27 protein-coding genes and 1 pseudogene are annotated in these 26,430 nt (G+C 71.2%); 21 read left to right on the forward strand and 7 right to left on the reverse strand.

Features of this window, described 5'->3' with window-relative positions; all coding sequences use genetic code 11:
• The first annotated feature begins 1 nt into the window (after position 1).
• The 5 genes from ACSUPV_RS23135 (at position 2) to ACSUPV_RS23155 (ending at position 6,211) form a co-directional block, all read left to right on the forward strand.
• Complete coding sequence (locus ACSUPV_RS23135) at positions 2-904, forward strand: LLM class F420-dependent oxidoreductase (RefSeq protein WP_037758831.1); 903 nt, start codon at positions 2-4, stop codon at positions 902-904.
• Between the two features lie 10 nt (positions 905-914).
• Positions 915-1,685 carry an SDR family NAD(P)-dependent oxidoreductase gene (locus ACSUPV_RS23140; RefSeq protein WP_037758526.1) on the forward strand — a complete coding sequence of 257 codons (771 nt, stop codon included), beginning with the start codon at positions 915-917 and terminating at the stop codon, positions 1,683-1,685.
• 98 nt (positions 1,686-1,783) lie between these two features.
• Complete coding sequence (locus ACSUPV_RS23145) at positions 1,784-2,902, forward strand: LLM class flavin-dependent oxidoreductase (protein WP_436948453.1); 1,119 nt, start codon at positions 1,784-1,786, stop codon at positions 2,900-2,902.
• 112 nt (positions 2,903-3,014) lie between these two features.
• On the forward strand, positions 3,015-4,745 hold the full coding sequence (locus tag ACSUPV_RS23150) for an N-acyl-D-amino-acid deacylase family protein (protein WP_436948455.1): 1,731 nt from the start codon (positions 3,015-3,017) through the stop codon (positions 4,743-4,745).
• On the forward strand, positions 4,742-6,211 hold the full coding sequence (locus ACSUPV_RS23155) for an aldehyde dehydrogenase family protein (RefSeq protein WP_436948457.1): 1,470 nt from the start codon (positions 4,742-4,744) through the stop codon (positions 6,209-6,211). Before ACSUPV_RS23150 ends, ACSUPV_RS23155 begins: the two co-directional genes overlap by 4 nt.
• 6 nt (positions 6,212-6,217) lie before the next feature.
• On the opposite strand, the gene ACSUPV_RS23160 is transcribed toward ACSUPV_RS23155, so the two are convergent.
• Complete coding sequence (locus ACSUPV_RS23160) at positions 6,218-6,622, reverse strand: nitroreductase/quinone reductase family protein (RefSeq protein WP_436948459.1); 405 nt, start codon at positions 6,620-6,622, stop codon at positions 6,218-6,220.
• Positions 6,623-6,723: 101 nt separating this feature from the next.
• Between ACSUPV_RS23160 and ACSUPV_RS23165 the strand changes: the two genes are divergently transcribed.
• Both ACSUPV_RS23165 and ACSUPV_RS23170 read left to right on the forward strand, forming a co-directional pair.
• Complete coding sequence (locus ACSUPV_RS23165) at positions 6,724-7,551, forward strand: endonuclease/exonuclease/phosphatase family protein (RefSeq protein WP_031113452.1); 828 nt, start codon at positions 6,724-6,726, stop codon at positions 7,549-7,551.
• A 43-nt stretch (positions 7,552-7,594) separates the two neighbouring features.
• Positions 7,595-8,107 (forward strand): hypothetical protein, encoded by a 513-nt coding sequence (locus ACSUPV_RS23170; protein WP_436948460.1) that lies wholly within the window; start codon positions 7,595-7,597, stop codon positions 8,105-8,107.
• 10 nt (positions 8,108-8,117) lie between these two features.
• On the opposite strand, the gene ACSUPV_RS23175 is transcribed toward ACSUPV_RS23170, so the two are convergent.
• Positions 8,118-9,647, reverse strand: a complete 1,530-nt coding sequence (locus tag ACSUPV_RS23175; RefSeq protein WP_436948461.1) for a CehA/McbA family metallohydrolase — start codon at positions 9,645-9,647, stop codon at positions 8,118-8,120.
• 202 nt (positions 9,648-9,849) lie between these two features.
• On the opposite strand from ACSUPV_RS23175, the gene ACSUPV_RS23180 reads away from it, so the two are divergent.
• From ACSUPV_RS23180 to ACSUPV_RS23190, 3 genes are all read left to right on the forward strand, one after another.
• The gene (locus ACSUPV_RS23180) at positions 9,850-10,695 is read left to right on the forward strand and encodes an LLM class F420-dependent oxidoreductase (protein WP_037758538.1); all 846 of its coding nucleotides are present in this window, start codon (positions 9,850-9,852) and stop codon (positions 10,693-10,695) included.
• A 142-nt stretch (positions 10,696-10,837) separates the two neighbouring features.
• Entirely contained in the window at positions 10,838-11,044 is a 207-nt protein-coding gene (locus ACSUPV_RS23185; protein WP_031113444.1) for a hypothetical protein, read from the forward strand.
• A 42-nt stretch (positions 11,045-11,086) separates the two neighbouring features.
• Positions 11,087-13,672 (forward strand): bifunctional FO biosynthesis protein CofGH, encoded by a 2,586-nt coding sequence (locus tag ACSUPV_RS23190; protein WP_436948462.1) that lies wholly within the window; start codon positions 11,087-11,089, stop codon positions 13,670-13,672.
• Between the two features lie 9 nt (positions 13,673-13,681).
• Here the strand turns inward: ACSUPV_RS23190 and ACSUPV_RS23195 are convergent, their stop codons facing one another.
• Complete coding sequence (locus tag ACSUPV_RS23195) at positions 13,682-15,091, reverse strand: hypothetical protein (RefSeq protein WP_436948463.1); 1,410 nt, start codon at positions 15,089-15,091, stop codon at positions 13,682-13,684.
• A gap of 18 nt (positions 15,092-15,109) precedes the next feature.
• Positions 15,110-15,580: a GtrA family protein gene (locus tag ACSUPV_RS23200; RefSeq protein ID WP_436948464.1), complete on the reverse strand. Its 471-nt coding sequence runs from the start codon at positions 15,578-15,580 to the stop codon at positions 15,110-15,112.
• A gap of 93 nt (positions 15,581-15,673) precedes the next feature.
• On the opposite strand from ACSUPV_RS23200, the gene ACSUPV_RS23205 reads away from it, so the two are divergent.
• Positions 15,674-16,672: a glycosyltransferase family 2 protein gene (locus tag ACSUPV_RS23205; protein WP_031113436.1), complete on the forward strand. Its 999-nt coding sequence runs from the start codon at positions 15,674-15,676 to the stop codon at positions 16,670-16,672.
• A gap of 84 nt (positions 16,673-16,756) precedes the next feature.
• A complete protein-coding gene (locus ACSUPV_RS23210) occupies positions 16,757-17,317 on the forward strand; it encodes a hypothetical protein (protein WP_436948465.1) in 561 nt (186 codons plus the stop codon).
• Here ACSUPV_RS23210 and ACSUPV_RS23215 read toward each other — a convergent pair.
• Positions 17,310-17,822, reverse strand: coding sequence for a DUF2165 domain-containing protein (locus ACSUPV_RS23215; protein ID WP_037758834.1), 513 nt, complete (start codon positions 17,820-17,822; stop codon positions 17,310-17,312). The two genes, ACSUPV_RS23210 and ACSUPV_RS23215, sit on opposite strands and share 8 nt — an antisense overlap.
• Positions 17,823-17,920: 98 nt before the next feature.
• Here ACSUPV_RS23215 and ACSUPV_RS23220 point away from each other — a divergent pair, with 98 nt between their 5' ends.
• From ACSUPV_RS23220 to ACSUPV_RS23260, 9 genes are all read left to right on the forward strand, one after another.
• Entirely contained in the window at positions 17,921-20,431 is a 2,511-nt protein-coding gene (locus tag ACSUPV_RS23220) for a BREX system ATP-binding domain-containing protein (RefSeq protein ID WP_436948466.1), read from the forward strand.
• A 278-nt stretch (positions 20,432-20,709) separates the two neighbouring features.
• Positions 20,710-20,853 (forward strand): hypothetical protein, encoded by a 144-nt coding sequence (locus ACSUPV_RS23225; protein ID WP_382613390.1) that lies wholly within the window; start codon positions 20,710-20,712, stop codon positions 20,851-20,853.
• 425 nt (positions 20,854-21,278) lie between these two features.
• Positions 21,279-21,566, forward strand: a complete 288-nt coding sequence (locus ACSUPV_RS23230) for a helix-turn-helix domain-containing protein (RefSeq protein ID WP_382613393.1) — start codon at positions 21,279-21,281, stop codon at positions 21,564-21,566.
• A 64-nt stretch (positions 21,567-21,630) separates the two neighbouring features.
• Complete coding sequence (locus tag ACSUPV_RS23235; RefSeq protein WP_382613396.1) at positions 21,631-21,915, forward strand: hypothetical protein; 285 nt, start codon at positions 21,631-21,633, stop codon at positions 21,913-21,915.
• Positions 21,916-21,935: 20 nt separating this feature from the next.
• On the forward strand, positions 21,936-22,277 hold the full coding sequence (locus ACSUPV_RS23240) for a hypothetical protein (RefSeq protein ID WP_382613398.1): 342 nt from the start codon (positions 21,936-21,938) through the stop codon (positions 22,275-22,277).
• Positions 22,274-22,915, forward strand: a complete 642-nt coding sequence (locus ACSUPV_RS23245) for a DUF5819 family protein (protein ID WP_382613401.1) — start codon at positions 22,274-22,276, stop codon at positions 22,913-22,915. The genes ACSUPV_RS23240 and ACSUPV_RS23245 overlap by 4 nt, the downstream gene beginning before the upstream one ends.
• Positions 22,912-23,916, forward strand: coding sequence for an HTTM domain-containing protein (locus ACSUPV_RS23250; RefSeq protein WP_382613404.1), 1,005 nt, complete (start codon positions 22,912-22,914; stop codon positions 23,914-23,916). Before ACSUPV_RS23245 ends, ACSUPV_RS23250 begins: the two co-directional genes overlap by 4 nt.
• Entirely contained in the window at positions 23,913-24,752 is an 840-nt protein-coding gene (locus ACSUPV_RS23255; RefSeq protein WP_382613407.1) for a serine hydrolase domain-containing protein, read from the forward strand. Before ACSUPV_RS23250 ends, ACSUPV_RS23255 begins: the two co-directional genes overlap by 4 nt.
• Positions 24,749-25,129 carry a thiol-disulfide oxidoreductase DCC family protein gene (locus tag ACSUPV_RS23260; protein WP_382613410.1) on the forward strand — a complete coding sequence of 127 codons (381 nt, stop codon included), beginning with the start codon at positions 24,749-24,751 and terminating at the stop codon, positions 25,127-25,129. The genes ACSUPV_RS23255 and ACSUPV_RS23260 overlap by 4 nt, the downstream gene beginning before the upstream one ends.
• 355 nt (positions 25,130-25,484) lie before the next feature.
• On the opposite strand, the gene ACSUPV_RS23265 is transcribed toward ACSUPV_RS23260, so the two are convergent.
• Together ACSUPV_RS23265 and ACSUPV_RS23270 are read right to left on the reverse strand one after the other, a co-directional pair.
• On the reverse strand, positions 25,485-25,676 hold the full coding sequence (locus ACSUPV_RS23265; RefSeq protein ID WP_436948467.1) for a DUF397 domain-containing protein: 192 nt from the start codon (positions 25,674-25,676) through the stop codon (positions 25,485-25,487).
• A pseudogene (locus ACSUPV_RS23270) lies at positions 25,673-26,429 on the reverse strand (helix-turn-helix domain-containing protein). Before ACSUPV_RS23270 ends, ACSUPV_RS23265 begins: the two are co-directional and overlap by 4 nt.
• Position 26,430: the final 1 nt, after the last annotated feature.

Below are 26,430 nucleotides of genomic sequence, written 5' to 3' on the forward strand. Positions count from 1 at the left end.
GATGCAGCTTCCCGTCCAGTCGCAGAGCACGATCTACGCCGAGTCCTGGGAGGCGGGCGCGGGCCCCGAGGACCTCCTCGGCATCGCCCGCGCCGCCGACCGGGCCGGCTTCGCCTACCTCGCGAGCTGCGACCACGTCGGCATCCCGCGCCGGCTGGCCGCCGCGATGAGCACGGTCTGGTACGACCCCGTCGCCACGCTCTCCTTCCTCGCCGCCGCCACCTCCCGCGTCCGGCTGCTCAGCCACGTCGCGGTCGTCGGCCTGCGACACCCCCTGCTCACCGCCAAGCAGTACGCCACCCTCGACCACCTCAGCGGCGGCCGGCTGATCCTCGGGGTGGGCGCGGGGCACGTCCAGGAGGAGTTCGAGGCCCTGGGCGTGGACTTCCGGCAGCGCGGGCCCGTGCTCGACGAGTGCCTCGACGCCCTGCGCGCCGCCCTCGGACCCGACGAGTTCCCCGAGCACCACGGCAAGCTCTACGACTTCGAGGGCCTCGGGCAGCGGCCCCGCCCCGCACAGGAACGCGTACCCCTGTGGGTCGGCGGCTCCTCGCCCGCCGCCGTACGACGGGCCGCGCTCAAGGGCGACGGCTGGCTGCCGCAGGGGGATCCGAGGGAGCGGCTGCCCGGGCAGATCGCCCGGATCCGGGAGCTGCGCGAACGGGCGGAGGCGCGGGGCCCGTTCACCGTGGGCGCGATCACCGAGCCGCTGTACGTCGGCACGCCCGGCTGGGACGTGGGCCGACGGACCCTCACCGGCCGTCCGCGGCAGCTCGCCGAGTCCCTGCGGGCGTACCGGGCGATGGGCGTGCACCAGATCCAGGTGCGCTTCCGCAGCCGGAGCCGTACCGAACTCACCGACCAGATCGCGGCGTTCGGCGCCGAGGTCGCCCCCGAGCTGTGAGGAGAGCGCCATGGGCAAGCTCGACGGACGGGTCGTCATCGTCACCGGCGCCGCCCGCGGCCAGGGCGAGCAGGAGGCCCGGCTGTTCACGGCCGAGGGCGCCCGGGTGGTCGTCGCCGACGTCCTCGACGAGCAGGGCGAGGCCCTCGCCAAGGAGATCGGCGCGACGTACGTCCATCTCGACGTCGGCCGGGAGGACGACTGGCAGGCCGCCGTCGCCGCGGCCAAGGATGCCCACGGCCATGTCGACGGGCTCGTCAACAACGCCGGCATCCTGCGCTTCAACTCCCTCCTCGACACACCCCTCGACGAGTTCATGCGGGTCGTCCAGGTCAACCAGGTGGGCTGCTTCCTGGGCATCCGCGCGGTCGCCCCGGAGATGGCCGACGGGGGCACGATCGTCAACACGGCCTCCTACACGGGCCTGACCGGGATGGCCGCCGTGGGTTCCTACGCGGCCACCAAGCACGCCGTCATCGGCCTGACCCGGGTCGCCGCCCTGGAGCTGGCCGGCCGGGGGATCCGCGTCAACGCCGTCTGCCCCGGGGCCATCGACACGGCGATGTCCAACCCGGCGCGGCTCGACCCGGACGCCGACCTCCAGGAGACCGCGAAGGGCCTCGACCGGCTGTACCGCAAGCTCGTGCCGCTGGGGCGGGTCGGTCAGCCGGAGGAGGTGGCGAGGCTCGCGCTGTTCCTCACCTCGGAGGACTCGTCGTACATCACGGGGCAGCCGTTCGTGATCGACGGGGGGTGGCTGGCGGGCGTCAGCATTATCTGACGGCTCGTCAGCTATTGACGCTCATGAGGGCCGGTGGAACAGTCGGAGCCATGCATCTGACGAACCGTCAGATAAGACCCGTGGGGCGGTGAACCTCCTTGGAATTCGGCATCTTCGTACAGGGATACGTCGGCAAACGGGCCGAGATCGACCCGCTCGCCGAGCACAAGGCGCTGATGGAGGAGACCGAGTACGTCATCCAGGCGGACAAGTCGGGCTTCAAGTACGCCTGGGCCTCCGAGCACCACTTCCTGGACGAGTACTCGCACCTCTCCGCCAACGACGTCTTCCTCGGCTATCTGGCGCACGCCACCGAACGGATCCACCTCGGCTCGGGGATCTTCAACCCGCTGGCCCAGGTCAACCACCCCGTGAAGGTCGCCGAGAAGGTGGCCATGCTCGACCACCTCAGCGGCAACCGCTTCGAGTTCGGCAGCGGGCGGGGCGCCGGCTCGCACGAGATCCTCGGGTTCCTGCCGGGCATCACCGACATGAACCACACCAAGGAGATCTGGGAAGAGACCATCGCCGAGTTCCCCAGGATGTGGCTCCAGGACGAGTACGAGGGCTTCCAGGGCAAGCACTGGTCGCTGCCGCCGCGGAAGGTCCTGCCGAAGCCGTACGGTCCGGCGCACCCGGCCATGTGGTACGCGGCCGGGTCCCCGCCGTCCTACGCGATGGCGGCGCGCAAGGGGCTCGGGGTGCTGGGCTTCAGCGTGCAGAAGGTCTCCGACATGGAGTGGGTGCTGGAGCAGTACAAGACGGCGATCGTGGACGCGGAGCCGGTCGGGGCGTTCGTCAACGACAACGTGATGGTGACGACGACGGCGATCTGCGCCCCGACGCACGAGGAGGCCGTGCGGATCGCCGCCAACGGCGGGCTGCACTACCTGCCCTCGCTGGTGTTCCGCTACCACGACACGTTCCCGCGGCCCGAGGGGTTCCCGGTGTGGCCGGAGACGCTGCCGGAGTACACGGAGGAGCTCGTCGAGGCGCTGATCGAGGAGGAGTTGCTCATCTGCGGGGATCCGGACGAGGTGCTCAGGCAGTGCAAGCGGTGGGAGCAGGCCGGGGCGGACCAGTTGAGCTTCGGGTTGCCGGTGGGGGTGCCGAAGGAGGAGACCCTGCAGACGATCCGGCTGGTCGGGGAGCACGTGATTCCCAAGATCGATACGGATCCTGTGCATCGGACTTCGCGGTTCCGGCGGGGTGGTTGAGCGTTCGTTGGCGGGTGCGGGTGGTGTGTGGCTGGTCGCGCCCACGCGGCGGAGCCGCAAATCGACACAGCCCCGCGCCCTGAAGGAACCGGACTCAGGGAGTTGAGTGGTCATGCTCGATCACGTCATCAAAGGCGCGACCGTCGTGGACGGGACGGGCGCCCCGGCGTACACCGCAGACGTCGGCATCCGCGACGGCCGGGTCGCCGTCATCGGTCGGGTCACCGAGGGAGCGCGCACCAGTGAGGACGCGACCGGCCTCGTCCTCACCCCCGGCTTCGTCGACCCCCACACCCACTACGACGCCCAGCTCTTCTGGGACCCGTACGCCACCCCGTCGCTCAACCACGGGGTCACCACCGTCGCCGGCGGGAACTGCGGGTTCACGCTCGCGCCGCTCAACCCGGAGCGGCCCGAGGACGCCGACTACACGCGGCGGATGATGTCGAAGGTCGAGGGCATGGCGCTGGTGGCGCTGGAGCAGGGGGCGCCCTGGAACTGGCACTCCTTCGGGGAGTACCTGGACGCCCTGGAGGGGCGGATCGCGGTCAACGCCGGTTTCATGGTGGGGCACTGCGCGCTGCGGCGGTACGTGATGGGCCCGGAGGCCGTGGGCGGGCAGCCGAGCGCAGCGCAGCTCGATGCCATGGTGCGGCTGCTGCGGGACGCCATGGACGCGGGGGCCTGGGGGCTGTCCACCACCCAGTCGAGGAGCCACTCGGACGGCGACGGGCAGCCGGTCGCCTCCCGGCACGCCCGGCCGGCCGAGCTGCTCGCGCTGTCGCGGGCCGTCGGGGAGCACGAGGGCACGCAGATCGAGGCCATCGTCGCGGGCTGCCTCGATCAGTTCAGCGACGCCGAGATCGACCTGTTCGCCGAGATGAGCGCGGCGGCCGGGCGGCCGCTGAACTGGAACGTGCTGACCATCGACGCGGCGGTGCCCGAGCGCGTGCCCCGCCAACTCCTGGCGAGCGAGCGGGCGAGGAAGGCGGGCGGCCGGGTCGTCGCCCTCACCATGCCGATCCTCACGCCCATGAACATGTCGCTGGGCACCTTCTGCGCGCTCAACCTCATCCCCGGGTGGGGGCCGATCCTCGGCCTGCCCGTCCCCGAGCGGATCGAGAAGCTGCGCGACGCGGACGTGCGGGCCGAGATGCTGCGGCGCGCGAACTCCAAGGAGGCGGGCGTCTTCCGGCGGCTCGCCGACTTCGGGCGGTACGTCATCGGCGACACCTACAGCGAGGCGAACGCCGGGCTGACCGGGCGCGTGGTGCGCGAGATCGCCGAGGAACGCGGCCAGGAACCGTTCGCGTGCCTGGTGGAGATCTGCGCCCACGACGGGCTGCGCACGGTGCTGTGGCCGATGCCGCCCGACAACGACCCGGCGTCCTGGGCGCTGCGGGCTCAGACCTGGCGGCACGAGGACGTGCTGCTCGGCGGGTCCGACGCGGGCGCCCATCTGGACCGCATGTGCGGGGCGCCGTACACCACCCGGTTCCTCGGGGACTGCCTGCGCGGGCGGAAGCTCGTCCGGCTGGAGCAGGCCGTGAGGATGCTGACCGACGACCCGGCCCGGCTCTTCGGGCTGCGGGAGCGGGGGCAGGTCCGGGAGGGCTGGCACGCCGACCTCGTCCTGTTCGACCCGGAGCGGATCGACGCGGGCCCGGCCACCCTGGTGCACGACCTGCCGGGGGACAGCCCACGACTGGACTCCCGGGCGCTCGGCGTGCGGGCCGTGTGGGTCAACGGGGTCGAGACGATCCGGGACGACGTGGTGACGGGTGCGGTGCCGGGGCGGGTGCTGCGGTCGGGCCGGGACACGGAGACGGTGAGCACCGGGTGAACCAGGTGAACCAGGCGACGGGCCGCCAGTCGCTGTTCGTCGGCGGTTCCTGGGAGGAGCCGGACGGCGGGCACTACGAGGTGGTCGACCCGGCGACGGAACGGACCGTCGGGTGGGCGCCGGAGGCCTCGCGGGACCAGGTGCTCGCGGCGTGTGCCGCGGCCCGCGAGGCCTTCGGGCCCTGGTCGCGGACGTCTCCCGAGGAGCGGGCGGCCCTCCTGGGCCGGGCGGCGGGCGTCATCCGGGAGAACCTGGTGGCCTACGCGGAACTGGCCCGGGCCGAGACCGGCGCGACCACGGGCACCGCACGCGGCATGCAGGTCGGCGTCGCCGCCGCCCGCTTCCGGCGCTACGCGCGCGTGGAGCCCGCCGAGTGGGCGATCCCGCCGCAGATCAACGAGGCCGGGCCGATGGGGAGGGCGGGTGTCATGGGCGCCCTGGCCGTCCGGCAGCCCGTCGGGGTCGTCACCTGTATCACCTCGTACAACAACCCCTGGGCCAACCCGGCCGGCAAGATCGCCCCCGCCCTGGCGATGGGCAACACGGTCGTGGTGAAACCGGCCCCGCAGGACCCGCTGTCGGTCTACCGGATGGCGGAGGCGCTGGAGGCCGCCGGGGTGCCGCCGGGCGTGGTGAACGTGGTGTCCGGCCGGTCGACCGGGGTCGGCGAGGCGGCCGTCGCGTCCCCGGACGTTGACATGGTCAGCTTCACCGGCTCCACCGCGGTCGGGCGGCGCATCGCCGAGGTGTGCGGGCGCGACATGAAGCGGCAGCTGATGGAGCTGGGCGGGAAGGGCGCGGCGATCGTCTTCGACGACGCCGACCTCGCCTCGGCCGTGGCCGGCATCGGGACCACGTTCTCCTTCTACAGCGGACAGATCTGCACGGCACCGACGCGGGTGCTGGCGCAGCGAGGGGTCTACGACCGGCTGGTGGAACAACTGGCCGCCTACGCACGAAGGTTGAAGGTGGGTGACCCGAGGGAGCCGGACACGGTGGTCGGGCCGGTGATCTCCGCGGCCCACCGGGACCGGGTGGAGTCGTACCTCGAACTGGGCCGCAAGGAAGGCGCGGTGGTCGTCACCGGCGGCGACCGCCCGGACCTGCCGGCCGGCTTCTACGTCGCCCCGGCCCTCCTCGCCGACTGCACCAACGACATGCGCGTGGCCCGGGAGGAGATCTTCGGGCCGGTGGTGGCCGTCATCCCCTTCGACGACGAGGAGGAGGGCGTCGCGCTCGCCAACGACACGGACTACGGCCTGATCGACTACGTCTGGTCGGGCGACGTGGCCCGCGCGTTCCGGGTGGCGCGGCGGCTGCGGGCCGGGGGCGTCGGCATCAACACCGTGGGGCGGAACATGGAGGCGCCCTTCGGCGGCTTCAAACGGAGCGGCGTCGGCCGGGACGTCGGCTCGTACGCGCTGCACGCGTACAGCGAGGTGCAGGCGATCGTGTGGCCGGGGTGAGGGCCGTCAGGAGCCGTTGCCCGGGCGCAGATCCACCCGCACCGTCAGCAGATCCGTCCCCAACGCCCGCACCCCCAGGCTGTTGACCCGGGGCAGCCGCCGCAGTCGCGCCACCGGATCGTCGTCCGGCATCAGCCGCGCCGTCCCCTCGTGCCACCGGCCCCGGATCCGCACCCGCACGCGCGGGTCGGCCTTGATGTTGCGCACGTACTGGGAGCGTTCGCCGAACTCGGACACCAGCCAGAAGGAGTCGCCGACGCGGCGGCCGCCCACCGGTGTCCGGCGGGGCAGTCCGGAGACGCGGCCCCTGGTCTCCAGGACCGTCTGGAACGGCAGGCGCCGCAGCAGCGGGTTGACCCGGCGCTGGAAGGTCGTGGTGGCGCGGAACCTCAGATCGGTGCGGCGGGGCATCGGCGGGGGCACTCCTTCACACGAAGCTCTCACGGTTTCTGCAATGGTTCCTGCTTCAATGATGCTCGCCGAAGAGGCGGGACGGGAGCGGGTGACCGGTGATGCGGATCGTGACCTGGAACCTGTGGTGGCGCTTCGGGCCGTGGCAGGCCCGGCAGAAGGCCATCCTCACGGCCCTGCGGGAGCTGCGCCCCGACGTCGTGGGACTGCAGGAGGTGTGGGCCGCCGACGGCGAGAACCTCGCCGAGTGGCTGGCCGGTGAGCTGGGCCTGCACTGCGCCTGGGCCGCCTCGCACGCCCCGGAGCGCTGGCGGCGGCGGATCGGGGACCCCACCGTCGACATAGGCAACGCCGTGCTCAGCCGGTGGCCGGTCGTCGACCGGGACGTGCTGCCGCTGCCCGCCCCGGCGGACACGGACGACGGCCGGCTGGCCCTCTACGCCCGCCTGGCCGGCCCCGGCCACGACATCCCCTTCTTCACCACCCACTTGACCTCCGCGGTCCACGCCTCGGCGGTCCGCCGCGGCCAGGTCGCCGCGCTCGCCGCGTTCATCGCCCGGCACCGCGGCGACACCCCGTTCCCCACCGTCGTCACCGGCGACCTCAACGCCTGGCCCGACTCCGACGAGGTCCGCCTCCTCGGCGGCTACAAGACCGCCCCGGCCGTGCCCGGCCAAGTGCTCCTGGACGCCTGGGAGTACGCCGACCCGGCCGCCCCCTCCGCCACCTGGGACGCGGCCAACCCGTACGTCGCGCCGAGCCACGAGCCCAGCGTGCGCATCGACTACATCCACGTGGGCCCGCCCGGCCCCCACGGCCTCGGCCACGTCCGCTCGGTACGCCGCGCCTGCGCCGGCCCGGTCGACGGCGTCTGGCCCTCCGACCACGCGGCGGTCGTCGCCGACCTGGCGGCCACGGACGGCGACTGACCCTCGGGAGGGGTCCCGGCCGGGGCCGGGTTTCATGGCGGGCATGATGCGCAGAACGTCATCCACCGCCGTCGCCCTCGTCGCCGCCGGTGTGTTCACCGCTCTCACCTCGTGCTCCTCGGACTCTGCGGACGGCTCCGCGGCCGAGGCCCGGCCGGGCGTGTCCGGCTCCGGGTCGCCGGCGACCGGCCCCACGCCGACTCCCACCGAGACGGCCCGGCCGTCGCCCTCGCCGACCGGGCCGTGCGCCGACGGGACGTGCGAGACCGAGGTCGCCGTGGGGGACGTCGTGACGGTGCCGGCCAGGTACGGCCTCGGGCCGATCGAGGTGACGGCGATCACCGGCGAAGGGGTCGAGATGGCCGCGCCGCTGACGGGGCCGGGCTACAGCGTTTCGGGCTGTTCCGGTGGCGGCGGCGTGTCGTCGGCGGGCGGCGGCGGCGTCGAACTGCGCTGCGACCGGGGAACCGTGGCGACCATCAACGACGCCATGAGCCTGGAGATCGTCGAGATCCGCGACACCACCGCCGTCCTCCGTATCGAACCCGCCGGGTGACGTACGGCCCTCACGCCGAGCCGCGCCCCAGGAAGATCGGGTTCGTGAAAGCCGCCAACGCCCCGGGCACCGGGCCCGCCGCCGCCTCGTGGCGCAGTTCCGCCCGAACGTAGGCCGCGTACGCCGGGGTCGTCCGCCACTCGACGGTGCCCGAGCCGGACACCGGCAGCGGGGCGCTGGTGTGCAGGACGCCCTGGTCGGTGACGAAACGGACCGTGCAGCGCGGGGCGCCCGTGACCTCCAGGCGGACGGTGACCGGGGTGTCGGGGGCCACCCGCAACCGCTCGCCGATGCCCGCGTGCTCGCCGCGCCCGCCGGACGCCCGGAACGACAGCTCGACCCTGGCGGACTCGGCGACGTACGACCGTCCCGCCCGGATGCCCTCCTGGATGGCCCGGCGGGTCAGGTCGTCGGCGAGGACGACGGTCTGCGGGCTGCCCACCGGGTCCGGGGAGCGGTGCGCGTCGCTGCTGCCCATCGCCGGGATCCAGTCGCGGCCGTCCCGCACGGACGCCACCAGCATGCTGTCCCAGTCGGCCAGGGCCACCTCGTCGTCGGGCGTGTACGGGCCGTTCCACACCTCGATGGCGTCGGCCTCGCCGAAGCCGAACTTCCAGTTGCAGCCGACGCAGGTGGCGTGCGGGTGGGCCGGGACGACCAGGCCGCCGGCGCGCCGGATCTGCCGGGCGAACCGGCCGAAGCGGTTGTCGCGGGCCCGGTAGCGCCAGTCGACGAACGTGCCCGGGTCGGTGCCGAGCGCGACCACGTGGCCGTTGCGCGTGGTGACCTCCTCGCCCAGCATCACCAGCAGGTCGTCCCCGGCGACGTCGGCCCAGTGGGCGTGCGCGGAGTGCGTGTTGTGCTCGGAGGAGTTGATGAAGTCCAGCCCCGCCGCCCGCGCCAGTTCGCCGATCTCGGCGGGGGTGCGGCGGCCGTCGGAGTACCAGGAGTGCAGATGGCAGTCGCCCCGGTACCAGGCACGCCCCCGGCCCCTGGCCCGCTCCGGCGGATACACCGGCCGGGCGGTCTCGCCCGGCTCGCCGTACGTCAGCGTGATCGTGATCTCGTAGTTCAGGCCCTGGGGGGTGACCGTGTACGGGCCGAGCGCGATGTGCCACGTGCCCTCGCGCACCGGGCCGGGGAGGTAGCCGGGGGTGGCCTCGTCGGCGCGGAGGAAGAACTCCGTGCGCGCCCCGCCCGACCAGCCCCGGAAGCCCCGGCCGCCCAGTTCGGTGCCGCGCTCGTCGAAGACGCCGATGTCGAGGGCGTTGCCGGTGGTGCCGGCCGGGACGGACGGTCGGTCGTAGGTGTAGGCGACCTTGATCTCCCGGACCCCGGCCGGGACCTCGACCGGCACGTACACGAAGTCGGGCGACCCGGGCGGCAGCGTGCCCCGCACCGTTCTGGTCTCCTGGTCGCCGTCGTCCTGGCCCCGGCCGGCCGCTGAAGCGAAGCTCACGCTTCCCAACGTAAGGGCGGCGGCCGCTCCCGTCACGAACAGAGCGCGCCGGCCGGGTCCGCCGTGGTGGTCCTCGCACATGCTGCTGCTCCCAAGGTGTCGTCCGCTGACATGACATGGGTGGTGCAGGGGTGGTGCGCGCAACCCTGGTATTCAGCCGTGAACCGGCGTGCAAGGGAAGGGAACCCGGCGGCGGGCAGGAGCGGAACAGGCCATCCGACGGTGGGCACAATGCCGACCAGTCGGTATGGACAGGGGGCACTACCTGGGGTAGGGATGACTCATGCGCATCGCCGTGACGATCTTCCTCACCGACGAGACGATCACTCCGACCCGGCTCGCCCGGGAACTGGAGGACCGCGGTTTCGCCGGGCTGTACCTTCCGGAGCACACGCACATCCCCGTCGAGCGGACCACCCCGTACCCGGCGGGCGGCGAGCTGCCGCGCGAGTACGGCCGAACGCTCGACCCGTTCGTGGCGCTCGGCCAGGCCGCCGCCGTCACCGAGCGGCTCGGGCTCGGCACGGGCATCACGCTCGTCGCCCAGCACGACCCGATCGACCTGGCCAAGCAGGTCGCGACCCTGGACCACCTCTCCGGCGGGCGCTTCACCCTCGGGCTCGGCTTCGGCTGGAACGTCGAGGAGGCCGCCGACCACGGCGTGGAGTGGCGCACCCGGCGCGAGCTGGTCCGGGACCGGATGGGGCTGATGCGGGCCCTGTGGGCGGAGGAACCCACTCCCTACGAGGGGGAGTTCGGCGGCGTCCGCGCCAGCGAGGCGCATCCCAAGCCCGTGCAGCGGCCGCGCGGCCCGGTCGTCGGCCCGCGCACACTGCTCGGCGGGGCCGCCGGGCCCAAACTGTTCGCCCACATCTGCGCGTACGCCGACGGCTGGCTGCCCATCGGCGGACGCGGCCTGTCCGAGGCCCTGCCGCGGCTGCGCACCGCCTGGACCGAGGCGGGCCGCGACCCCCGGGCCCTCCAGGTCGTCCCGTACGCCGTGCACCCGACCCCGGGCAAGCTCGCCCACTACGCCGACCTCGGCATCGAGGAGGTCGTGGCGCAGTTGCCGCCGGCGGGGGAGGCGGAGGTGCTGAAGGCGCTGGACGGCCTCGCCGGGTCTCTCTGACAACTGCCTTTCCCGGCAGCCCAGTTCTCCCTACATATACTGCGAGTAAAGAACCGGGTCGGGCACAGGCCCCAGCGCGGCTGACCACCGCGCCCGAAGGGCGTGCTGCACCCGGCGTCGAGTCGCCCACGGGGGGAGCGTCATGAGAATCGCCTGGCTGTCCTGGCTTGTCCGGCATTTCAACGAGTACGGGTACAGCCAAGGGCTGCTGCGCGCCGCCATCGGCACGCTGGCCGTGCTCGTGACCGCCGCGCTGGTCTGGTTCGCCCTGCACCGCAACAGACCGGCCGCGACAGCCGCCGCCGGCCTCACCGCCGCGCTGGGCATCGGGTGGCTGGCCTTCCACTGACGGGGCCACCCGGGCTGATCAGCGCACTCGTATGCTCGAAGGATGACGACTTCCGCGACCTCCGGAACCGGCCCCACCGAGAACTCCCTGCGTCGCGCCCTGAAACGGGCCAGGGACGGCGTCTCCCTCGACGTCGCCGAGGCGGCGGTCCTGCTCCAGGCCCGGGGCGAGCAGTTGGAGGACCTGTCGGCCTCGGCCGCCCGGGTGCGGGACGCGGGCCTGGAGGCGGCCGACCGGCCCGGCGTCATCACGTACTCCAAGAGCGTCTTCATCCCGCTGACCCGGCTGTGCCGGGACAAGTGCCACTACTGCACGTTCGTCACCGTCCCCGGCAAGCTCCGCCGGGAGGGCCACGGGATGTTCATGTCCCCGGACGAGGTGCTGGACATCGCCCGCAAGGGCGCCGCCCTCGGCTGCAAGGAAGCCCTCATCACCCTCGGCGACAAGCCCGAGGACCGCTGGCCCGAGGCGCGCGAGTGGCTCGACGCGCACGGCTACGACGACACCCTCGCCTACGTCCGCGCCATCTCCATCCGCATCCTGGAGGAGACGGGCCTGCTGCCCCACCTCAACCCGGGCGTCATGTCCTGGACCGACTTCCAGCGCCTCAAGCCCGTGGCGCCCAGCATGGGCATGATGCTGGAGACCACCGCGACCCGCCTGTGGTCGGAGCCGGGCGGCCCCCACCACGGCTCGCCCGACAAGGAGCCCGCCGTCCGGCTGCGCGTCCTGGAGGACGCCGGGCGTTCCTCCGTCCCCTTCACCTCCGGGGTGCTGATAGGCATCGGCGAGACCTACGAGGAGCGCGCAGAGTCCCTGTTCGCGCTGCGCAAGGTGTCCCGGGCCTACCACGGGATCCAGGAATTGATCATCCAGAACTTCCGTGCCAAGCCGGACACCGCGATGCGCGGCATGCCCGACGCGGAACTGGACGAACTGGTCGCCACGGTCGCCGTCGCCCGCCTTCTGATGGGCCCGAGCGGCAACATCCAGGCCCCGCCCAACCTCGTCGACGACGAGTACGAGCGGCTGATCCGGGCCGGCATCGACGACTGGGGCGGCGTCTCCCCGCTCACCATCGACCACGTCAACCCCGAGCGCCCCTGGCCGCAGATCGAGCAGCTCGCCGAGAAGTCCCGCGCGGCCGGGTTCGAACTGCGCGAACGGCTCTGCGTGTACCCGGAGTTCGTGCGGCGCGGCGAGCCCTGGCTGGACCCGCGGCTGCGCCCGCACGTGGCGGCGCTGGCCGACCCGGAGACCGGCCTGGCCCGCCCCGAGGCCCTCCCGCGGGGGCTGCCGTGGCAGGAGCCGGAGGAGGTCTTCGTCGCCTCCGGCCGCACCGACCTGCACACCTCCATCGACACCGACGGCCGTACGTCCGACCGCCGGGACGACTTCGACGAGGTCTACGGCGACTGGGGCGCCCTGCGCGAGGCCGCCGCCCCGGGCATGGCACCCGAGCGCATCGACACCGACGTACGCGAGGCCCTGCGCACGGCCGCCGACGACCCGACCCGGCTCACCGACGACGAGGCGCTGGCCCTGCTCCACGCGGACGGACCGGCCCTGGACGCCCTCGCGCGCGTCGCGGACGACGTCCGCAAGTCGGCCGTCGGCGACGACGTCACCTACATCGTCACCCGCAACATCAACTTCACCAACGTCTGCTACACCGGCTGCCGCTTCTGCGCCTTCGCCCAGCGCCGCACCGACGCCGACGCCTACACCCTCTCCCTCGACCAGGTCGCCGACCGGGCCCAGCAGGCGTGGGACGTGGGCGCGGTGGAGGTCTGCATGCAGGGCGGCATCCACCCGGACCTGCCCGGCACGGCCTACTTCGACATCGCGCGGGCGGTGAAGGAGCGCGTCCCCGGGATGCACGTGCACGCCTTCTCGCCGATGGAGGTCGTCAACGGCGCGACCCGCACCGGTATGTCGATCCGCGAGTGGTTGACCGCCGCGAAGGAAGCCGGCCTGGACACCATCCCGGGCACGGCCGCCGAGATCCTCGACGACGAGGTCCGCTGGATCCTCACCAAGGGCAAGCTGCCCGCCGCCGACTGGATCGAGGTCGTGACGACCGCCCACGAGCTGGGCATCCGGTCGTCCTCGACGATGATGTACGGGCACGTGGACCAGCCCCGCCACTGGCTCGGGCACCTGCGCACCCTCGCCGGTATCCAGCAGCGCACCGGTGGCTTCACGGAGTTCGTGACGCTGCCGTTCGTGCACACCAACGCGCCCGTGTACCTGGCGGGGATCGCCCGTCCGGGCCCGACGATGCGGGACAACCGCGCGGTCACGGCCATGGCCCGGCTGCTGCTGCACCCGCACATCCCCAACATCCAGACCAGCTGGGTGAAGCTGGGCACGGAGGGCGCGGCCGAGATGCTCCGCTCCGGCGCGAACGACCTGGGCGGCACGCTCATGGAGGAGACCATCTCCCGGATGGCGGGCTCGTCGTACGGCTCGTACAAGTCGGTCAAGGACCTGATCGCCGTGGCGGACGCGGCCGGGCGGCCCGCCAAGCCCCGTACCACCCTCTACGGCGAGGTCCCGGAGGAACGGCAGCGGGCGGCACAGGCGTCGGACGGGCACCTGCCGGAGCTGCTGCCGGTGCTGGACTGACGCAGCTCGCTACTGGCCCCCGGCGTCCGCCGGCTGATGTGCCGTCACGGCGCGGTCGGCCGGGGCGCCGGGGGATGCCGACCGCGGCGGAGGGGTGCCCCGGCCCAGCAGGAGCAGGAGCAGGCCGAGGGCGCAGGCGATCGCCGGCCAGTAGACGTAGCGGTAGTTCGTGGCGGGCATGATCGGCAGATAGCCGAGGATGTAGGCCGCCGAGCTGATGCCCAGCGCCCGGACCGGCATCGCGAAGGTTCCCCGGCCGGGCCGGACGGCGAGCATGAGCGCCACGGCGAGCCAGAACCAGCCGCGGAACAGCCACCGCACGTCCGTGGCCATGCCGGTGACGTACGTGTCGAGCATGTCCTCCAGCCGGGGGTGCGCCACCTCGATGCCCTGGTCGTTGCGGCTGACCCCGGGGTGGTACGGGTAGCCGGTCTCGAACAGCAGGCTGGTGAAGAGCTGCAGCCGGTACTGGAGGTAGTGCGGCACGTGCCCGCTCATCTCGCGCAGCCACAGGGACGTGATCTCGCCCGAGTCCCCGCGCAGCCCGTCCGCCGGGCGTTCGTAGCAGGCCCAGTAGGCGTCCGACAGGGCCCCGACGCGACGGCACTCCCGCGCGGCGGCCACGAGCCGGTCCCTGAGGCCGGGTGACACGTCCGCCGACCGCAGCTCGTCCACCCTCAGCACGTGCACCAGGTCGTCGATCATGATCTGCGCGCCCTGTTTGGTCTGCAGCGGCTGCGAGAACAGGGAGATGGCGGCGGCCGGCACGACGAGCCCGGCGACCAGCGCCGCCGTGCACGTCACCCACGTACGGCGCCCGGGAGCCCGCCACAGGGCGAGGACCAGCATCACGAAGACGGGGATCGCGGCGACGAAGGCGTTCTTGCGCACGAGCATCGCGTAGGCCAGGAACAGCACGCCCAGCCAGAGCAGCCCCCACCGCACGGCGGGACGCGGACGCCTGTCCCGCAGCCGCAGCCCGGTGAACGCGACCGCGCACGCGGCGAGCAGCGCGAACGCCGCGTGCACGTCCTTCCACACCACCCCGGCGAAGGTCAGCACGAACGGCGTCAGCCCGAGGCCGAGCACGGCGAGCGAACCGCCCCGGCTCCCGGTCAGCCCCCACACGCACCAGGCCAGCACCCCGAGCGCGCCCCAGAAGACGACGGCCTGGAGGACGAGCATGGAGCTGATCGAGCCGGTCACCGCGATCAGCGCCCGCCACACCAGGCTCAGTACGGGCGGATGCCAGTCGGTCAGGGGCCTCTTGCGCTCCGCCTGCTGGAGCTGGTCGAGGCTGTCGGGGCTCAGATAGCCCGGGGCGAAGACCAGGATCGTGCTCAAACAGCAGAGTGCGGCGACGGCGGCCAGACTCCACATCCAGCGCTGCGCGAACGGCAACCGTCCCTTTTGTCCCATATGTCGGATGCTAACGGCTCAGGGAGCGACGAAGACGTAGCGCCGGTAGGCGTAGAAGCGGAACAGGGTCGCCAGCGCCCAGCCGAGGATGCGGGCGGTGTTGTCGCTGAGCGCCGAGTCGAGCCCGAGCAGATGCCGGGAGGTGAAGACCGTCCCCGCGGTGATGGCCAGCCCGACCCCGTTCGCGACGAGGAACAGGGCGAGTTCGCGCGTCACCTGCTCGCGGTGCCGGTGGCGGTAGGTCCAGTAGCGGTTCCCGGCCCAGCTGAACAGGGCCGCCGCGGCCGTCGCGACGACCGACGCCTGGACGGGGGAGTCCCGCATCACCCCGCCCCCGGCGCCGCCGGGCAGCCCGAAGACGAGCAGGTTGTAGCCGCCGTTGTCGACGACGAACGCCAGGGCCCCGATGACGCCGAACTTGGCGGCCTCGCGCCAGATGCCCCGGAGGGTGTCGCGCACGCGCAGTGTCACAGATGCGAGGACCGGCACACGGCGAGCGTAACGACCCGGCGCGCCCTCACCGTACAGACGCGCTCATATCGCATGATTTCCTACCGAATGAGACATCGGTCCGAGGGAGGAGTGGTCGTGGAACCGACGATCGCGTGTGTCGTGCCGTGTCACAACGAGGAGGCGGCCGTCGGCAAGGTCGTCCGCGACCTGCGGGCGGCCCTCCCCGAAGCCGACATCTACGTCTACGACAACGCCTCCACCGACCGCACCGTGGAGATCGCCCGGGAAGCGGGCGCGATCGTCCGGACGGAGCCCCGCAAGGGCAAGGGCAACGTCATCCGCCGCGCCTTCGCCGACGTCGACGCGGACGCCCTGCTCATCGTCGACGGCGACGACACCTACGACGCCTCCCGCGCCCGCGACCTCGTCGACCTGCTCTTCGAGGGGCCGTACGACCAGGTCGTCGGCGCCCGCCGGGTGACGGTCGACGGGGCCTACCGGGCCGGGCACGCGGCCGGCAACAAACTGCTCACCGGGGCGGTGCGGTCCCTGTTCGGCAACGACGTGACCGACATGCTCAGCGGCTACCGGGTCTTCTCGCGGCGGTTCGTGAAGTCCTTCCCGGCCCTGGCCCGCGAGTTCGAGACCGAGACCGAGATGACCATCCACGCGCTGCACCTGCGGCTCCCCACGGCGGAGGTCGCCGTCGACTACCGCGTCCGGCCCGCGGGCGGCGAGAGCAAGCTGCGCACCTACCGGGACGGCTGGTGCATCCTGCGGGTCATCCTCGACCTGGCCCGCCGCGAGCGGCCCTCCCTCGTGCACACCCTGATCGCAGGCGTGCTGGCCCTGGTCTCGGTCGTCCTCGGCATCCCCGTCGTCACCGAGTTCGTGCGGACGGGCAGCGTGCCCCGCCTCCCCACGGCGGTCCTCGCCGCCGCCATCATGACCATCGCGGCGCTCGTCTTGCTCGTGGGCTACATCCTGGAGTCGCTCACGCACATGCGGCAGGAGCAGTCCCGGCTGGTGCACCTCGCCTACCCGGCGCCGGTGCGCTCCCCGCGCCACATCGCCCACGGCGTCGGCACCGGCCCCGTCCCGGTCCGCAAACCCCTCGGCGGGCCCTGAGCCGCCAGGGGACCGGCACGCGCGCAGTACGATGATCGGAACCCCGGGGTGTGCGGGGTCCCGTGACTGAGGAGATGCGTGCCGGTGCCTGCCCGACTTCCTTCGTGGGCCTGGGTGACCGGGCTGACCGTGGGAGCGATAGCCGCGGTGACGGTCCTGGCCGTGCAGGCGGACCTGGGCCCGCACCCCACCGCCACCTCGGCCAAGCCGAGCAGCACGGCATCGGCGGGCGTGCAGCCCACTCCCACCGCCTCGGCCCCGGCGCGGGTGCCCGACGGCTCCGGCACCGGCCGGCGCATCGTCTACTCCCTCGGTGAGAAGCGGGTGTGGCTGGTCGACGCGAGCGAGGCGACCCGCCGCACCTTCACGGTGTGGCCGGGCACGGTCAGCCCCGACCCCGGCACGTACACGGTGTCGTCGCGCAACGCGGCCACGACCGGCTCGGACGGCGTCCAGATCGAGCACATCGTCTACTTCGCCGCGAAGTCCGGCGTCTCCGTCGCCTTCTCCAACGCGGTCGACGGGGCCTCGCCGCCGCCCGCCGCGTCCGGCACGCAGACGGGCGGGGTCCGGATGCGGAAGGCGGACGGCTCGGCCCTGTGGGCGTTCGGCACGGTCGGCACGACCGTGACCGTGGTCAAGTAGCGGACGACTCCGAGCGCGGGGCCGACAACTGGTTGACGATCAGCACGACCCCGCTGAACAGGAAGATCCGGGTCGCGGCGTCCAGCCCGTTCCAGCTCTTCGACTGCCACATCGAGAACCACTCACCGCCGATCGCGATGAACCCGGCCCCGAACAGCAGCATCACCATCAGCAGCCCGTACGTCGACATCCGCCGGGCACGCGCCGCGTCGCGTCTGGCCCACAGCCAGCTCCCGTATATGAGGACGAGCGCGGCGACGGTCTCCCACACGATGATCGCGACATAGGCGGCGTCCTGGAGCCCCTGGTTCGTGATGGCCCGCCACATCAGGTCCTCGTCCTTGAACGTGGTGTCCATGGCCAGCACATGACGGACGAACTGCTGGTTGGTTCCGAAGTCGGTGATGTTCCCGAAGGCGACGAGCGCCATGTAGAGGGCGATGGTGGCGGTGAGCAGCAAGGCGGCGAGGGACAGCCCGCCGCGTGAGGTTGTGGAGGTGGCCATGTCGATCATTCTTCCCGGGCACGACCGCGGTTGTCCCCCCAACCGCTGAGCGAGAATGACGACGCGGGACGGCCGGCGAGGCGAGGGGGACGGAACGGATGGCGCAGACGAGACCGTCGGTGCAGGAGCTGATACGCCGGCGGAGCCGGGCCGGATTCGTCGGCCGGTCCGCCGAACGGTCCGCCTTCCGCGCCAACTTCGACACCGCGCCGCACGACGAACGCCACCGCTTCCGCTTCCACGTGCACGGCAACGCCGGCGTCGGAAAGACCTTCCTCCTCAGGGAGTTGGAGCAGATCGCCCGCGAACGGGGCGCGCTGACCGCGTACGTCGACGACAGCGCCGGCAGCGTGCCGGAGGTGATGGCGGAGATCAGCCGCCAGTTCGCCGCCCAGGGCAGCCGCCTGAAGGACCTGGACCGCCTGCTCGCCGCCCACCGCGAGCGCCGGCACGAGGCGGAGCTGGCGGCCCTCACGGCCCTGCACACGGAGACGGAGGAGACCGGCGGGCCGTCGGCGGGCGGGCGGCTGGTGGCCCGGGCGGGGGTGGTGGCCGCCGGGATGGTGCCGGTCGTCGGCCCGCTGGCGGGACTGCTGGACCCGGACCAGGTCGCCGAGGGCGCGGGCCGGTTGCGCGCGAGCCTCGTCGCCCGCTTCCGCGACCACGAGGACCTCCAACTGGTCCTCGCCCCGGAGCAGGTCCTCACCCCGGTCCTCCTGCGCGAGCTCTCCGACGCGGCCGCGCCCTGGATCGCGCTCTTCCTCGACACGTACGAGCGGACGGGCCCCTACCTGGACCCCTGGCTCCACACCACGATGACGACCGACCGCCACGGCCCCCTGCCCGCCACGACCGTGGTGGTCACGGCGGGGCAGCGGCCCCTGGACGGCTCCCGCTGGGGCGGCCTGGCGGACTTCGTGACGGACCTGCCCCTCGCTCCCTTCACGGAGGCGGAGGCGCGCGGCCTGCTGGCCGCCAGGGGCGTGACCGCCGAACCCGTCGTCGAGGAGGTCCTCCGCCTCACCGGCGGCCTCCCCGTCCTCGTCTCCACCCTCGCCGAGGCCCGCCCCGCCGACCCGGACGACGTCGGCGACCCGAGCGCCACGGCGGTGGACCGTTTCCTGAAGTGGGAGCGCGACCCGGCCCGGCGCGCCGCCGCCCTGTGCTGCGCCCTGCCCAGATGGCTCGACGGCGACGTGTTCCGGGCGGCGGCCGACTGCCCCGACGAGGACGCGGACGCCGTCTACGACTGGCTGCGGTCCCTACCGTTCGTCACCGACCGCGACGGCGGCCGCCTGCGCTACCACGACGTCGTACGGGCACCGATGCTGCGCGCCGAGCGGCGCCGGTCGCCGCGCGGGTGGGCGGAACGACAGCGGCGGCTGGCGCGGGCGTTCCGGGACTGGCGCGAGGAGACCCGCGCGGGCCGGGACACCGGGGAACTGTGGGCGGACGAGACCTGGCGCGAACTGCGGCTGGCGGAGACGTACCACCTGCTGTGCGCCGGGGAACGGGACGCGCTGGCGCGGGCGTTGCGGGACTTCGTCGCCGCGTGCGACGCCGGTGCGGGCGTGGCGGCACGGTGGGCCCGCGCACTGCTGGACGCCGGGCAGGACGCGGACGCCGAGGAGACGGCCCGGTGGGGCAGGGACCTGACGGCGGCCCTCGACACCGAGGGCGTCACCACCGCGCTCGGGCTCCTCCTGCGCCACGCGGCCCTCGACGCGCCGACCCAGGCCCGGGCCCGGGTCGTACGGGGCGACGAACTGCGCGGCGCGGGCGCCCACGCGCAGGCCCTCGCCGAGTACGACCGGGCCGTCGCCCTCGACCCCGAACTGGCCCTCGCCCACCGGCACCGCGCCGCGGTCCGGGGAGAACTCGGCGACCACGAGGCGGCCATCGCCGACCTGGACCGGGCCGTCGCGCTGGAGCCCGGCGACGCCTGGCACGTCGCCCTGCGCGGCGAACACCACCGGATCGCCGGGCACGACGCCGAGGCGATCCGCGACCTGACCGAAGCCGTCCGCCTCGACCCCACCGCCGAGTTCGCCTGGGCCTCCCGGGGCGCCACCCACGCACGCGCCGGAGACCTGGACGCCGCCCTCGCCGACCTGGGGCGGGCCCTGGACCTCAAGCCGGACTACGCCTGGGCGCTCGCCCGCCGCGCCCGGGTGTGGCGAGCCCGGGGCGACTCCGCACGCCAGCTGGCCGACCTCGACGACGCCCTCGCCCAGAGCCCCGACTGGGCCTGGGCCCGCTGCGAACGCGCCGACGCGCTGCGGGCCCAGGGCCGCGACGAGGAGGCGGTCGCCGACCTGGACGTCGCCCTGGCCCTGGACCCCGCCTACGCCTCGGCCTACGCGAGCCGGGGCGCGTCCCTGGCCCACCTCGGCCGCCCGGCGGAGGCACTGGCCGACCTGGACCGGGCGGTGGAGCTGCGGCCGGGGTACGTCTGGGCGCTGTGCCGCCGGGCCGTCCTTCACGCGGCCATGGGCCGGCAGGAGGAGGCCCGGGCCGATGTGGAACGCGTTCGCGCGCTGGATTCCGAGGCGGCGCAGCACTTTTCGGATACCGACCGCGCGGTACTGGGCTCTGTCCTCGAGGGGTGAACAGCATGCGAATTACCTGTGTGCGGGCGTAATCCGACCGTGACGAATTGCGTGCCGCTGGGGTAACCTTCGAGTCAAGAGGCATGTGGTCTGGTCGAGTTGTTTCCGGGAGGTGTGCGATGGTGCGGCGGCTGATCCCTGACGAACCCCACCGTCCGGCACCCTCACTCCCGGCTCCCAGCCTTCCCCGGTCCTAGCGCGCCCCTGCCGGGCTGCCGGACCGTCCCCACCCCCCCTGGGTTTTTCCTTCCAACACCCCTGCATTCAAGGAGGCATCGGTGTTCGACGAGCGCAAAGAAGCGGAAATGAGGCTGTACTCGGAAAGGCTGGCACGGGAACTCGCGCAGAAGAAGCAGGGCGAGGAGACCGCCGAGACGGAGGACAGCGAGACCGCGCCTGAAACACCCCTCGGCCAGGGTTGAAGCAGTACACAAGCCAAGGTGCTCAAGGCAGCTGCTGAGGCGGACGATCGTCCGGTCTCCTGTCTCAGCAGCTGCCTTCTTTTTGTTATGGCGGGATGTGCGGTTGCCGAGCAGGGTTCACCCCAGGTGCAGATCAGTTTTGGCCAAAGTGCCGAGGGGGCGCCAGGGAAACAGCGCTGGCAGACCCCGGCGCGGTGCCTGCCTTGCGTGCCGATCTTCCTGGACGTTCATGGTGCAGCGTGAGCGGCCGCCGGGCGGCGACCGGTTGATTGATCGCTCCCTCGGCGCGCAGGCAAGGCAATGGGAGGACAGCGTTCCGCGCAGTGTGCGGGTTTGAAGAGTTCTGGTTGGTTACAGTCTCCGAGCACCCAAGAAGTGGCAAAATCTCTACACCCGGGGGATCCGTGTTAACCCACAAGGGAGACATGTCCATCCGTATTGGAACGCTGACCTCGCGTGAGCGGCAAGTTCTCTCGCTGCTCCCTACCGGCATGACCAACCGGAGGCTCGCGGCGGAACTCGGGGTTGCCGAGCGGACGATTCGGGCGCATTTGACACACATAGTGCGGAAGTTGGACGTGGAGTCGCGGGTGGCTGCGGCTGTGGTCGCGGACAGGCATCGCGACATTCTCCTGGGAATGCGCGACATGCCTGATGCGGCAACGCCTGAAGAGGCAATATCCCGCTCCGGAGCGCATGTGCCAGGCTCCTAGGGGTCAACACCGGCAGGCATAAGCAGACAGCTGCTCAATGTCTGTTATGGAAGGGAGTTGTCCGGTGAACAGGAAATTGGCTGCGGTCGTCGGCATGACTGTATGCGGCGCCGCTCTCATGGTGTCCACTCAGGCGTGGGCCCAGGAGACGCCTGATGCACGACTGGCGTCCGAAAACGCGGTTGCGCAGATGGCGGGCAGAAATGACGCCGAGCCACAGGCGCTGCTTTCTGTCGCAGCGAAGGCCGCAAAGGCGGCGCGCTCAGTGACGCGCAACTTGGCCGGCGGCGACAACGTATCGCCGGTCACTGTCCCGGACGTACCTGTTGACCGCGCGTTCGATCAGTAGACGAAACGGGAGAGGCAACCATGAAGATGAAGAGGACTGCTGCCGCCGTGGGTATCGCAGTGGCCGGCGCTGCCGTTGCCGTTGCGGCCCAGAGCTCGGCCCAGGCTGCGCCGGTGAAGCCGGTCTCCGCACCGGCGGCTGTTCAGCCGGCGGCGGCCAACGCCGAGGAGCCCCAGGCGATCCTGTCCGCGGTGACCAAGGCGGCCCAGAAGGCCGCCGTGCACGCGAAGGCTGCTGCCAAGTCGGGTGCCGGCAAGAGCCTCGGCAACATCAGCGAGATCGGTAGCCTGTTCGGGGCCCCGCCTGCCAACGGAGCCCCGCAGGGCGGCGTGGACTCCGTGGACGTGGCCTTCGACAAGTGACCCACACGCACCGCAAGGCCAGGAGGGCGGCGCTGCTCATCGGCGGCGCCCTCCTGGGCGTCCACATGCTCATGTCCGCTCTTTCACAGGCGCCCTTGAGTCCCGCAAAGCTGCGCTACTACGACACGGTCTCCGGTTACCTCGACCCATACTTCACGCAGAACTGGATGCTCTTCGCACCCGATCCGCTGATGGACGACCGGGGGATCCTTGCCCGTGCACGGTGCGCGGACGGGAAGACAACCGAGTTCTACGACGTCACGACACCGTTCGTGGAGCAGGTGCGCGCCAATAGATTCTTTCCGTCGCGGATGTCGCGCATTGTCACAGCCAGTGTCCAGCAACTCAGCAACGGGGACGAACTGCTGATGCGACTGCGAAAGGAGGCCAGAAACGACAAGAAGCCGGTCATGCCACTGCTGCCGCACGAAAGGCGGTCGCAGAGCGAGGCCGTCACCTTCGTGTCTCGCTTCGCCCTGGATCACATGTCCTCCGCGTGCCAGGGCGACCCCGAGAAGGTACAGATCCGTATGTACATCCACGAGTTGCCTCCGTGGTCCAAACGGAACGACTCCAAGGCGGAAGGAAAGGTCAGCGTCCAGGACTTCCCCTGGAACAGCGTGAGGGGACTGCGATGAGCAATTTCATGGCGACGGTCGACCGATGGTCCATCCGTCCGGTGAGCGTCCTCGGCGCCTCGGGAACCCGATGCCTGCTCGGTTTCGTGGGCTTCATGTACTACGCGAGCCAGTACGCCGATCGCCGGTACCTGTTCGGCCCGGACGGGGTCCTGCCGCACCGTGATTTCACCGAGCAGATCGCTGGCACATTCAATCTTTACGCGTGGAGCGACTCGTCCGCCTGGTCCGAAATCCTATTCCACGCGGGAGCGTTGGCCGCCTTGGCGGTGATGCTCGGTATCGGCGGTCGGGTCGGCTTGGCGGTGCACTGGGCGCTGCTGTGGTCGGTCTATCAGCGTCAACCCGCCCTGCTGGACGGCGGCGACAATCTCGCCTACGTAGTGATTCCGATGCTTCTGTTGACGCGTTGCTACGACCGTTTCAGCCTCTCCGTGGGACTGGTGGACCGGCTGAAGACCCGCCTGCCGGGTGCGGTCCGGGCGCTGTCGACGCCCCTCCACAATCTGGGCGTCCTGGCCATCGCCGCACAGATAAGTTTGGTCTACGTGGTCAGCGGGCTGTACAAGGTGATGGGGGACGTATGGCAGGACGGCACAGCGCTCTTCTATATCATGCGGGTGCCTGAATTCGAGCTGCCGGGCGTTTCCAGCCTCGTGTACGGAAACGACTGGCTTGTCTACCTGGGCACATACGCGACGGTTCTGTTCATGGTCTACTTCCCGCTCGGAATCCTCATCCCGGTCCTACGGCCCTGGACTGCTGTGATGTCCATCGGCTTCCACATCTCGATCGCCGTGTTCATGGGGTTGACCGGGTTCGCTTTGACGATGGTCGCCTGCGACCTCGTCTTCCTGTCCGCCTCCCTGGATCGTGCCCTGTCCTGGGTCCAACTCGTGCGCCGACGTGCGGCACATCAATGGCGCGCCACGCGTGCCGGAGTGACCGCAGCCGATACAGCTGCGCTGTCGGCGCCCGAGGCGGAAGGAGTGCCCCGTTGACGGTCGCCACCTGCGTCCTGGCGAGTGAGGGCATCCGATCGCACACCACACCAGGGCACGATCCGGACGTGTTCGCGGAGATGGGCTCCCTGACCAAGGTGGTGACCGGCACCATCCTCACTCAACTGGCCAAAGCCGGTGCGCTCAACGTGCACGACCCGCTCAGCACCTGGTTGCCGACCGCCGCCGACACCAAGATCACGCTCGATCATCTGGTACGCCACACCTCTGGCCTGCCGCGCCTGCCACCCGATATCCACTTCAGAGACCCCTACCGGTCCTTCGGCGACGACACACTGCAAGCCCTCCTGCCGAACCTGGACGCCCTCGTCACCCGCCCGCCAGGGGAGGAAGAGGAGTACTCCAACCTCGGCTACGCCATTCTCGGCGCCGCTCTGGTCGCCGCAGCCGGCCGCCCCTATGAGGAACTCGTCGGCGAGTACGTCTTGGCACCGCTGGGCATGGAGGCCTCGGCGATGACACCCCGGCCACCTGAGCACAGGTCAGTACGGCGCGGGCTCCTAAGCCGCCCAGTCAAACCCTGGACGCTCGACGGTGCGATCCTGCCCGCCGCCGGGCTCTGGGCTACCCCGCGCACCATGGCCGCACTGCTCAGGCTGGTCACTGACCGGGCCCTCGGCGATCCGGCGCCGACGTGGCAGCACTCCGGACCGTTGACGTGGCACAACGGCGCCACTCGCGCTTCGTCAGTCTTCGCCGGGGCGTTACCTGACGGACGCTGGCTCCTCATGCACCGCCTCCACGGCTCCCCGTCCAAGACGGACGAGGCTGCGATCGCATGGTTCAAGACCGAAGGACACCAGGAGGAACGATGACCGATACGCGGCTCCCAGTTCTCCTCTACGACGGGGACTGCGGGTTCTGCACCCGCACTATCACCACCCTTCTCGCCACGCCCCGCCGACCGGTGAACGTGCGGACGTGGCAGGAGAGCGACCTCGAGGATTTGGGTACGGACCGACCGCGAGCCATGCGGGAGATGCTGTGGGTGCACCGCGACGGGCGAGTGACGGGCGGTGCTTTGGCCTTCGCGGACCTGTTCCGCCATCTCGGCGGCCCGTGGCGCGTAACTGACCTGCTGCTGCGAACTCCGCCCACGAGGTGGCTTGCAGCTGGCGCATACCGGCTCATTGCCAAGAACCGGCACCGCATGCCCGGCGGGACCGCAGCCTGTGCAGTGCCACGACGGTGAGGCCGTCGGCGGGCCGCTGACTCGGGCGCTGCGAGCCCTCCGGGGCGGAGTCAGTGCTCAGTGAATCCGCCCCAGCAACTCCTGGCCTCACTCGGTGCCGGACGACGCTGTCTGGGTGTCCGGAAACATGAGCCTGGCCCCTGCGCTGATAGCTCCCAGGGACCCCAGAGCGAGGCCGTAACGCAGCCACCTCATGCCACCTTGCCAGTCATGAGGGGCCCCGAAGACCACCCATGACGCGATGGCAATGCCGGCCAACATGGTCGCAACGCCGACGACACGACTTAATGCAGGACTCATGCGCCCATGATCTCCTGGACGCCTTGAGTGACTCAAACGCCCGGAGGGCTGAGGATCAGTTTTCCGCCGTGAACCTCAGGAACTCGGACCAGGCACCGTCGCTGAAGGCCAGACGGGCGCCGTCCTTGTTCTTGGAGTCGCGGATGCGGATGGCAGGGTGCGAGGTGGTGGATATCGCGGCTTCGAGGCAGTCAGGGCCGTCGTTGCTGCTGCAGCTGCTCTTGAACCAGACGAGCTCTGTGGTCACCTCACTTCTCCCAGAACTTTTCCGATGAAGGCCAGGGACTCTTCGGGTGAGAGGGCCTGCGCGCGGATCATTCCATAGCGCATGTCGAGGATCTGGGCGTCCCGGGGATCGCTGATCATGCGATTGTGCAACTGGGCCTCGAAGTGCCCCAGGGTCTTGCCCTCGTGCAGCTTCAGCACCCGGAACGGACCTGCCATCCCCGCCTGGTCCTCCCGGTCCGTCGGCATGACCTGGATCGACACGTGCCGCAACTTGGCGACATCCAACAGGTGTTCGAGCTGTCGGCGCAGCACCATTCTGCCTCCGACAGGCCTCCGCAGCGTGGTCTCTTCCTGGACAAAGGTGATGAGCGGTCGAGGCACGCGATCGAACACGGCCTTCCGCGCCATGCGTTGCGGCGACGTGCCGCTCGATCTCGTCCTCGCTCAAGGCTGGTCGCCTCATGGCGTACAACGCCTGGGCGTACTCCTGCGTCTGGAGATTCGCCAGATCCCTCACCTTCTTCGGATACCGCGCCTTCTCTACGTCCTCCTTCATCACGGCAAGCTTTCCGCCCGCCCTCAACACCTCATCCGCCTTGTCGAGAAAATCCGGCTTGGGAATGCGCCGCGCCCGCTCCACGGACGACACCATCTCCTCGCCGTACCCGATGGCCGACCCCAACTCCGCCTGCTTCAGGCCCGCGGCCTCGCGCCACATCTTGATCTGCCGCCCGACCGCCCTGAGTGCGGCCGCCGCTTCCTCGTCCTCCACG

Origin of the sequence: Streptomyces sp. SudanB52_2052 (assembly GCF_964272415.1) — a bacterium.
Taxonomy (GTDB): Bacteria; Actinomycetota; Actinomycetes; order Streptomycetales; family Streptomycetaceae; genus Streptomyces; species Streptomyces olindensis.